At 67.4% G+C, this 7,515-nt stretch carries 7 protein-coding genes; 1 reads left to right on the top strand and 6 read right to left on the bottom strand.

Annotated elements, in window-relative coordinates; translation table 11 throughout:
• Positions 1-13: 13 nt before the first annotated feature.
• Genes C995_RS0113160 through C995_RS0113180 form a run of 5 tightly spaced genes read right to left on the bottom strand, consistent with a single transcriptional unit; the run spans position 14 to position 3,460 of the window.
• Entirely contained in the window at positions 14-913 is a 900-nt protein-coding gene (locus C995_RS0113160; protein WP_018865382.1) for a lipid A biosynthesis acyltransferase, read from the bottom strand.
• Positions 910-1,236 (bottom strand): hypothetical protein, encoded by a 327-nt coding sequence (locus tag C995_RS0113165; protein ID WP_018865383.1) that lies wholly within the window; start codon positions 1,234-1,236, stop codon positions 910-912. Before C995_RS0113165 ends, C995_RS0113160 begins: the two co-directional genes overlap by 4 nt.
• A 3-nt stretch (positions 1,237-1,239) precedes the next feature.
• Positions 1,240-2,580 (bottom strand): AMP-binding protein, encoded by a 1,341-nt coding sequence (locus tag C995_RS0113170; protein WP_018865384.1) that lies wholly within the window; start codon positions 2,578-2,580, stop codon positions 1,240-1,242.
• The gene (locus C995_RS0113175; RefSeq protein WP_018865385.1) at positions 2,577-3,191 is read right to left on the bottom strand and encodes a hypothetical protein; all 615 of its coding nucleotides are present in this window, start codon (positions 3,189-3,191) and stop codon (positions 2,577-2,579) included. Before C995_RS0113175 ends, C995_RS0113170 begins: the two co-directional genes overlap by 4 nt.
• Positions 3,188-3,460 carry a phosphopantetheine-binding protein gene (locus C995_RS0113180; protein WP_081618911.1) on the bottom strand — a complete coding sequence of 91 codons (273 nt, stop codon included), beginning with the start codon at positions 3,458-3,460 and terminating at the stop codon, positions 3,188-3,190. Before C995_RS0113180 ends, C995_RS0113175 begins: the two co-directional genes overlap by 4 nt.
• Positions 3,461-3,698: 238 nt before the next feature.
• Between C995_RS0113180 and C995_RS0113185 the strand changes: the two genes are divergently transcribed.
• The gene (locus C995_RS0113185) at positions 3,699-4,373 is read left to right on the top strand and encodes a YdcF family protein (protein WP_018865387.1); all 675 of its coding nucleotides are present in this window, start codon (positions 3,699-3,701) and stop codon (positions 4,371-4,373) included.
• 25 nt (positions 4,374-4,398) lie between these two features.
• On the opposite strand, the gene C995_RS0113190 is transcribed toward C995_RS0113185, so the two are convergent.
• Positions 4,399-7,176 carry a valine--tRNA ligase gene (locus tag C995_RS0113190; protein WP_018865388.1) on the bottom strand — a complete coding sequence of 926 codons (2,778 nt, stop codon included), beginning with the start codon at positions 7,174-7,176 and terminating at the stop codon, positions 4,399-4,401.
• Positions 7,177-7,515: the final 339 nt, after the last annotated feature.

Consider the following 7,515-nt stretch of genomic DNA (forward strand, 5'->3'; position numbering starts at 1 on the left):
CCAGCAGCAAGGCTTAGCGGGGGGAGTCATTCCAGAAGTCATAGAAGTTGAACCAGTTGTACGGGGCCTCGCGCACGCGCGCCTCCAGACGATCGGCATAGAGCTGGACCCATTCGGCCAGGGCCTCGTCGCGTCGGCCGCGGGGCGCCTCGATGGCGTCGGCGAAGCGTTCGAAGACGATATCGTAGCGATTGCCGCCGCGATAGAGGCCGAAGCAGAGGATGACCGGGACTTTCAGTACTGCCGCCACGAGCAGGGGGCCCTGGGGGAACCACGCCCGCCCTCCGAGGAATCGGCATTCGATCATCTTGTCGCTTTCCGCTACGCGATCGGCCAGGGTGGCCACAACGCCCCCTTGCTCCAGGCAGTCGCGGGCCTGCAGCAGGGTCTCGGTCTCGCCCAGGGGGATGACCGATGCGGCGACCTGGGGGTTGAGCGCCTCCAGAAGCTGGGTGATGCGCTGGTTGTGATCGCGGTACATCAGCACGCGTACCGGGAAGTCGTGTTTGTCTATTGCCAGTACCCGCAAGGCCTCGAAACTGCCCAGGTGTGCCCCCAGCAGCAGGGCGCCGCGGCCCGTTTCGACGTGCTCGAGGAAGATCTCGCGGTCGTGAACCCGAAGGTCCAGGCTGTCATCCTTTCCGGCCAGCAGGAAGACGCGGTCCAGGATCACCGACGCGAAGCTGTGGAAGTGACGGGCGATCTCGCGCAGGTGCGGCTCGCGCCCGAGTACGCGGCGCAGATAGTCCCGGCTGTAGCCCCGGGACTTGGGGGCAAACAGCAGAAAATAGGCAGTGATCGGGTACAGCAGCGCGCGTCCGGCCGGACGTCCGAGATGCAAAGCGATCCACAGGATGATGCGCAAGGCCAGCGGAGACCCGCGCTCCCCCTGGCGGAACCACCCGCGGCTCATACCGGTTGACCGTCTTCGTGCAGCCTGAGCTGTCCGCTACACAGGGGCTCGGGGGTCTCGGCGTCCAGGCGAACGACACGGAACGCCCGCAGGCCGCTGGCACCGGGCGGCTCAATCTCGACCCGGAAGTCGACCTCCGGGAGTAACGGCGCCAGGAACTTGGCCCGGGGCAGCGCGGCCACCGGGCCCAGGCCGCTTTCGCGCGCGACCGCATCCACCGTCTCCAGGATGATCACACCCGGTACGACGGGCTGACCGGGAAAGTGTCCGGGCAGAGACGGGTGGCTGTCCGGAATGCGGCGCGTGGCGGTAACCGGCGTCATGACTCAGGCGCACTGACTGTGCTGGTCCAGCAGGTCCAGCAGGAGCTGGCGCGGGACTTTGCCCGTCGCGCTGCGGGGGAGGGCGTCCACCCGGATCAAGGGACGCGGAAGGAACAGCGGGTCCGTGGTTTCGGCCAATGCCGCCAGGATCTCGGCCTCGGAGCGTTCGGGGGCGGCCACGATCGCGGCCAGGCGCCTGTTCCCGCCGTCCTGTTTGGGGTCGGGCGGGATGAACACCCCGTCCAGTACGCCGGGGATGGCGTTCAGGCGCCGGTTCAGCTCGGCAAGCGAGGCGCGTTTGCCGGCGATATTGAGCTGATCCGCCGGGCGTCCGTGCATGCGAAACCGCTGGGCATCTTCCCGCTCGATGCGATCGGGCAGGGCGACCGGCTCCGGATGCTGGGGGCCCTGTACGGTGATCCGTTCCCTGTTCAGTGTGGTCAGGGAAATCCCGTCATAGAGTCTCCAGAGGGACTCCCGGGCGGTCTCGCGGCTGGCGACTGCGCCGGCCTCGGTGCAGCCGTAGATCTCGCAGACGGTTGTGCCGAGCAGTGTTTCCGCAGCCTGTGCACGGTCGCGCTCCAGTGGTGCGGTAGCGCTGATGACCCGCGCCGTGTCGGGCCAGGTCAGGCCCGCCCGCAGGCAGGCGTCCAGGTGAAACGGGGTCGTGACCAGGCTGGCCGGTGCATGGTCGGCCAGGGCTTGGCGGATGTCGTCCGGGAAGAACGGGCGCTCGGCCAGGAGCGTGCAGGGCCCGAGCAGGGCGTACAGCACCGTGGATTCCAGGCCGTACATGTGCTGTGCGGGGACGGTGCCCACCAGCGTTCCCCCGTCGGTGCCCAGACCGAAACGGCGCAGGGCCTGAGTGGTTACGGCGTGGAGGCTGCTCCAGCGGCGGCTGTGGGCGGTGGGCTGTCCGGTGCTGCCCGAAGTATAGGCATGGACCGCCATCTGGTCCGTCGGGATCTCCGGGGTCGCCCCGGGATTAGGGGCGTGTTCCGTCCCGTCCGCGGTGACCGGAACGACGGGGATGGTGATCGAAAGATCCCGCTCGTCTACCAGGGCGTGCGCGCCAGGATGCCGCTCGGCGATTTCGCTCAGGGTGGTGCGGGCCCGGTTCGGCGGGAGGATGCTGGCCCCCCCGCGCAACAGGATCGCTGCGAACGCGACCGCGAAGCGATAGCGATCCTCACACAGGTTGAAGTGGGCCCCGCCGGCCGGGAGGCGTCGGGCGAGGGCCCGGACGTCGGCGAGAAACGCGGCACGCGAGATACGACGCCCTGCCACCCAGGCCAATGGCGTGGAGTGATCGGCGATCAGCGGTAAGGTGTTTGAGTGCCTCATCGTTGCCTCAGGATGCGACGGTGGTCGGCGCGCGCCAGTGCGGCGAGGTAGGGCAGAAAACCCGCCCTGGGTTCATCGCGCAGGACCCGACACCGTAATGGATATTCCAGCATGAACAGGGCCGCCAGGAACATATAATTGATCCCATTTGCGAACAACGCCCAGGTAGTGGTGGACACCGTTGCTGCCAGCACCGCCGACAGCAGGGCGAGTCCACCGCACAGCAGGGCCCAGGCGACCGTGAGTCGCTGCGTATAGCGATGTACCGGCGGACTGTCGGAGGCGCCCATGGCCAGCGCATATCGGGTGATCAGGGGCGTGGAACCCGGGCGCAGGGAGCGGGCAAACAGCCATGCCAGGGCCCCTTGAATAAGCACCGGTACCGCATAAATCAGCCATTTCCCGGCCGGCTCGGTACCCAGAAGCAACACTAGCATGGCCAGCGCCAGGGCCATCACCGCTCGGCCGAACACGGGCAGAGCCTTCCAGGCCAGCACCAGAATGAGCAGCGCCAGCCAGGCCAGCGGCAGGCGCGGCATCTCCAGGAAGCTACCCGCGATCACGGCCACCGGGTAGCCCAGTGCTACCCCGGCGGCAAGACGGGTGCTCACGACGTGGCTCGATGCGCCTCGATATGGGCCGTCAGGGCCCGCAAGGATGCGAATATCTGGCGGTTGTTCTCGTCATCGGAACGGATCTGCACGCCATAGGCGCGCGAGATGGCCAACGCCAGTTCCAGCGCATCGATCGAGTCCAGCCCAAGACCCTCGCGGAACAAGGGCGCCTCGGGCTCGATCTGCTCGGGACTGACCTCTTCGAGATTCAGGCTGTCGACGATCAGCCTGGCGACTTCCTGTTCCATTGCGGTTTGTGCTGCCACGTCTCTCCCCCAGTTAGCGGCGTAATCCGGAATCGGCTCTCCCTGTTGAGAGGTGCTCGGCACGCCCAGCACCTCCCGGCCCGGGGCCGATGATACGCAACCCCAAGGGGCCGTGGTACCCTCGAAAGGCAGGGGAAAAGCGGTTTTGTGGGCCTGGGCGGCCCAGCGGGGGCTCTGGATGCGAGGGTGGCCGGCTGGCTGCCAGTGCGCCGCTTGGAGGCAACATGGGGGACGGGCTTTGATCAGTGATCGGGTCGGGCTTCGGCGCATCGGGCCGGACGGGCTGCTGACGTTCGGGCTTTCCAATCTGGTGATCGTGCTGACGGCGGGGCTTAGCTGGCTCGCGCTGTGGGGGCGCATGCACCTCTGGGTGCGCAACCTGCACTGTCCGGGACGTGCCCCCTGGATCATCGTTCTGGGGCAGCAGTTACAAGGGGGGCGTCCCGGGCCGGGTTACCGGCTGCGCCTGTTGCGGGCCCTGCGCTTGCTGCGGCGCGACCCGGAGGCCCGCGTTCTGCTGCTGGGCGGGTATACCTCGCCGGAAGGGCCCAGCGAGTCGGCCGCGGGTGCGGCCTTTCTGCGCCAGCGTGGCCTCCCGGCTTCCCGAATCTATTGTGAAGAGGACTCGCGGCACACCCTCGAGAACCTGCAAAACGCGCGCGATCTGCTGCTTCAGCACGGCGATGGCGCGCTCCCGGGCTGTGTGCTGGTGACCAGTCGCTTCCATCTGCCCCGTGCCGTGGCCATCGCGCGCGGGGTGGGGCTCGAGGTCTGTCCCTGCCCTGCCGAGCACTCGCCACGCGTACCGCAGCTGCGGCTGGCACGGGAGATCTGGATGCTGCACTGGTACCACACCGGGCGGCTGTTCGCCCGGCTGATCCGCCATCAGGGGATGCTCGACCGGATCAGTTGATTCTCTGCATGGACGCCCGCATCCGCTACATTGCGCGGATGCGTTCGCGCTGGCCGGCGAGCTGTTCGCGCGTGGCCTGCATCTCGGCGACGCGGTCGCGTTCCTTCTGCACCACCTCGGCCGGCGCACGGTCCACGAAGCTTGCGTTGGCAAGGCGCTTTTCGCTTTGCTCGAGGTTCTTGTCGAGCTTGCCGATCTCCTTGTCCAGGCGTGCCAGCTCGGCATCCTTGTCGATCAGCCCGGCCAGCGGGATCAGCAGTTGCATGTCGTCGACCAGGGCCATCGCGGACTCCGGGGCCTCGTCGGTGGTATCCAGCCAGGTGACGCTCTCGGGCCTGGCGAGGAACTCCAGCAGGCCGCGGTGGCGCGTGTAGCGCTCCTGGTCGGCCTCGCTCCAGTTCTTCACCAGCACCGGCAGCGGCTTGCCCGGGGCGATGTCCATCTCGGCACGGATGCGGCGCAGCCCGGTGATGAAATCCTTGACCCAGTCGAGCTCGGCGGTGGCGGTGGCATCGCGCGGGAAGCCGTCCTGCGCGGGCCAGGGGCGCTGCACCAGGAACTCGATGTCGTCGCCGATGCCGGCGTGCGGCTTCACACTGGTCCAGATCGCCTCGGTGATGAACGGGATCACCGGGTGCAGCAGGCGCAGCAGGGCCTCGAGCACGCTGACGAGCGTATGGCGCGTGGCACGCTTGACCGCCTCCGGCGTGGCCTCGTCGTTCAACACCGGCTTGGTCAGCTCCAGGTACCAGTCGCAGTAGTCGTGCCAGGTGAATTCGTACAGCGTCTGCGCGGCGAGGTCGAAGCGGTAGGCATCGAGCTGCTGCGTGGCCGTCGCGGCGGTTTCGGCCAGGCGGTCGAGGATCCAGCGATCGGCCAGAGTGCGATGTTCCGCGGTGTCCCCTGCAGCCGTGCAGTCGTGGCCCTCGACGTTCATCAGCACGAAGCGCGAGGCATTCCACAGCTTGTTGCAGAAGTTGCGGTAGCCCTCGATGCGGCCGAGATCGAACTTGATGTCGCGCCCGGTGGTGGCCAGTGCCGCCAGGGTGAAACGCAGGGCGTCGGTGCCGAACGCGGGGAAGCCGTCGGGGAAGGCCTTGCGCGTGGTCTTCTCGATCTTTTTCGCCATCTGCGGCTGCATCAGACCACGGGTGCGCTTGGCCACCAGGTCGTCGGCGCTGATGCCGTCGATGAGATCAATCGGGTCGATCACGTTGCCCTTGGACTTGGACATCTTCTGGCCTTCCGAGTCACGGATCAGGCCGGTGACGTACACCTCGCGAAACGGCACGTCGCCCATGAAGTGCTCGCCCATCATGATCATGCGGGCGACCCAGAAGAAGATGATGTCGAAGCCGGTGACCAGCACGCTGGTGGGGTAGAAGTCGCGCAGTTCCGGCGTCTGCTGCGGCCAGCCGAGGGTGGAGAACGGCCACAGGGCCGAGCTGAACCAGGTGTCGAGGACGTCCTCGTCCTGTTCCAGCGCCACCTCGGCGCCCAGGCCGTGCTTCTCGCGCACCTCGTCCTCGGAACGCCCGACGTACACGTTGCCATCGCCGTCGTACCAGGCCGGGATGCGGTGACCCCACCAGATCTGGCGCGAGATGCACCAGTCCTCGATGTTGCGCATCCACTCGAAGTAGGTCTTCGACCAGTTCTCCGGCACGAAGCGGATGCGGCCGTCCTCCACCGCCTTGATCGCCGGTTCGGCCAGCGGGCCGGCCTTCACGTACCACTGGTCGGTCAGGTAGGGCTCGACCACGGTGCCGGAGCGATCGCCGCGCGGGACCATCAGGCGGTGGTCCTCGGTCTTTTCCAGCAGGCCGAGGTGATCCAGATCGGCGACCACGCGCTTGCGGGCCTCATAGCGGTCCAGTCCGCGGTAGGCCTCGGGCACGTTGTCGTTCATGCACGCGTCGATGGTCAGGATGTTGATCACCGGCAGGTCGTGACGCTGGCCCATCGCGTAGTCGTTGAAGTCGTGCGCCGGGGTGATCTTCACGCAGCCGGAGCCGAACTCGGACTCGACGTAGTCGTCGGCGATGATCGGGATCTCGCGCCCGACCAGCGGCAGGCGGATCGTCTTGCCGATCAGGTCGCGGTAGCGCTCGTCCTCCGGGTGCACCGCGACGGCGGTGTCGCCCAGCATGGTCTCGGGGCGTGTGGTGGCCACGGTCAGGTGCCCGGAGCCGTCGGCCAGCGGATAGCGGAAGTGCCACAGGTGACCGTTTTCCTCTTCCGACAGCACCTCCAGGTCGGACAGCGCGGTGTGCAGCACCGGGTCCCAGTTGACCAGGCGCTTGCCGCGGTAGATCAGGCCTTCCTCATGCAGGCGCACGAAGACCTCGAGCACCGCCTCGGACAGGCCGTCGTCCATGGTGAAGCGCTCGCGCGACCAGTCCACCGAATCGCCCAGCCGGCGCATCTGGCGGGTGATGGTGCCGCCGGATTCGTTCTTCCAGTCCCAGACCGCGCGCACGAACTCCTCGCGCCCGAGGTCGTGGCGGGTCTTTTCCTGCGCCGCCAGCTGGCGTTCGACCACCATCTGCGTGGCGATTCCGGCATGGTCGGTACCGCCCTGCCACAGGGTGCGGTCGCCGTGCATGCGCCGGTAGCGGATCAGGGTGTCCATCAGGGTGTGCTGGAACGCATGCCCCATGTGCAGGGTGCCGGTTACGTTCGGCGGCGGCAGCAGGATGCAGTAGCCGGCCTCGCCCGTCTCCGGCGGCGCGAAGATGTTCGCAGCCTCCCAGCGTTCGTACTGGGTCTGCTCGATGCTCTTGGGGTCGAAGCTCTTGTCCATGATCGCGGGCGCGCTCGGGTCGGAATGTGGGGAAAGCCGCGTATTATAACGGCGCGTCGCGCGCGCCGCCCGGTGCTCGCTTTACGCCTTTGGCCTGCTCCGTTGAGGCTGGGCCTGGTTTGTCCTCCGGTGTTTATGGTGCCTTCGGCCCGCCGCCTGCCTGCGCTGTCTCGGCAGCGCACCCCGAGGTACTTTCTTGCTTGCCCAAGAAAGTACCCGTCGAGGCGCACCCGGATTCCGCCCGGGGACCTTGCTCCAGGGCCCTCGGGCCGGCGGCGCTGAAACTCGCTGCGCCTTCGGCTTCGCTCAGACAGTCAGCGCCTCTCTTCCGTCCCGAGG

Origin of the sequence: Thioalkalivibrio sp. ARh3 (assembly GCF_000377265.1) — a bacterium.
Taxonomy (GTDB): domain Bacteria; phylum Pseudomonadota; class Gammaproteobacteria; order Ectothiorhodospirales; family Ectothiorhodospiraceae; genus Thioalkalivibrio; species Thioalkalivibrio thiocyanoxidans.